The sequence below is a fragment of the Nostoc sp. genome, from assembly GCF_035638895.1.
Classification (GTDB): Bacteria; Cyanobacteriota; Cyanobacteriia; order Cyanobacteriales; family Nostocaceae; genus Nostoc.
On the sequence record NZ_DASQZC010000568.1, the window covers coordinates 1 to 1,656 of the forward strand.

A 1,656-nucleotide genomic window follows, 5' to 3' on the forward strand; every position below is an offset into this window, starting at 1 on the left:
ATCCCCCGTTGTTAAACCTGTTAGCCAAATGCGGCTAGCGCCTGGTAGTACAGTGTCTATTCAAGATGTAAGCTGGAAGGAATTTGAGTCTATCTTGCAAGAACTGGGGGAAAAGCGATCGCTACGAGTTGCTTACAGCAAATTTACGTTAGAAATTATGGTTCCTCTACCCGAACACGAAAAATCAAAGGACTTAATTTCGGATATTGTAAAAATCTTGCTGAAGATCGCAGGGAAAAGTTATGAACCCTTCGGTTCAACCACCTTTAAGCGGGAAAATACGGCGGGGATAGAACCAGATGCTTGCTTCTACATCCAAAATTACCAAAGAATGATTGGTCGTCGCAAACTAGAACGAGATGATCCGCCTCCTGATTTGGCAATTGAAACAGATGTGACATCAAAAACAACTCTTGATGCTTACGAAGCGATCGCTGTTCCAGAACTATGGATTTATGATAGTAAAAAGCTGAGGATTTATTTACTCAGGGATGGGCATTACATCGAATCTGATCACAGTCCTAACTTTCCAAATATCCCTCTAACTCAAATTATTGCCGCTACAGTTGAACGAGCTTGGCAAGTAGGAACCGTACAAGCTTTGAAAGAATTTGAAGGGGCATTAGATAGAAGTAGTTTTTGATAGAAAGTACGTAGATTTAGTTGACCGCAGGTATCGCTTTTGCTGATTGAACCTAGTATGGCAATAAATGGCATAACTTGTCATAATTATGAAGGAAAAATTAGGGAAGTAGTGCCAGTGAAAAGTATAAATATATCTCTCCCTGATGCAATGGGGACTTATATAGAAGAGAAAGTGGCGACTGGTGGTTACAGCAGTGTTAGTGAATATTTCCGTGAGTTAGTGCGCCAAGACCAAAAGCGTCAAGCGGCTGAACGTTTGGAAGCGATGCTTTTAGAAGGTCTAAATTGTGGGAATGCAACTCAGATGAATCCTGACGATTGGGAAGATATACACCAAGCTGTGCGGGAAAGAATCGCCAAGCATAAAGGGTCAAACCAAGGTTAATCAGTAATGATTTTAGTCACTCTGAAACTGCAAATATTCCAAAAGTAGTAAGCGCAGGTAATCTAACGTTCTAATATAACTCTTTATCTGTTCATAATTGCCATTACTGCCAAAATAAAAACTCGCAATCTGAGGTATATTTAAAACTCGCATAGCTTGTAATTGCTCAATTGCCTGGTCTTGATTGACAATTTGACCTGTGCTTTGAATTTGACTTGCATAACCTCTCAGATTTACTGTTAAAAGTTCAAGTTCTTCTAAAAGTGAAAACTCTTCATCTTCTGGTGGAAATTGAATAGAAATTTCTTGTCGTTCGCCTCGTGTATTTTGATAAACATTAGTCAATTGCACTAATAATTGACTAATATTTATCTTAACTAATTCTTGCTGATTTAAAATTGCTTTAGTCATCATTGACTCCATAAGTAACTATCTTTTCAGTACCATATTGGTCAGAGATAGGTTTTTCCGGCATATATCCCATTTAAAAATAAAAATACCCCTCCTTACAAGTGAGGAAGGGTGGTTTTGCTTTATGCCAAAACAGAGTAAGAGTTATTATTAACTAAACTGTTCAATTATTCCGCCACCTAACACTTTTTCCCCGTCGTACCACACCGCCGCTT

At 38.6% G+C, this 1,656-nt stretch carries 3 protein-coding genes; 2 read left to right on the forward strand and 1 reads right to left on the reverse strand.

The annotated features are described in order from the left end of the window. Together VE944_RS28090 and VE944_RS28095 are read left to right on the forward strand one after the other, a co-directional pair. A partial coding sequence (locus VE944_RS28090) for a Uma2 family endonuclease (protein ID WP_324985117.1) occupies window positions 1-643 on the forward strand: 643 nt, incomplete at its 5' end. Window positions 644-682: 39 nt separating this feature from the next. After that, window positions 683-1,030 (forward strand): type II toxin-antitoxin system ParD family antitoxin, encoded by a 348-nt coding sequence (locus VE944_RS28095; protein ID WP_324985120.1) that lies wholly within the window; start codon window positions 683-685, stop codon window positions 1,028-1,030. Window positions 1,031-1,042: 12 nt separating this feature from the next. On the opposite strand, the gene VE944_RS28100 is transcribed toward VE944_RS28095, so the two are convergent. Then, on the reverse strand, window positions 1,043-1,444 hold the full coding sequence (locus tag VE944_RS28100; protein ID WP_324985123.1) for a hypothetical protein: 402 nt from the start codon (window positions 1,442-1,444) through the stop codon (window positions 1,043-1,045). Between the last annotated feature and the right edge of the window lie 212 nt (window positions 1,445-1,656).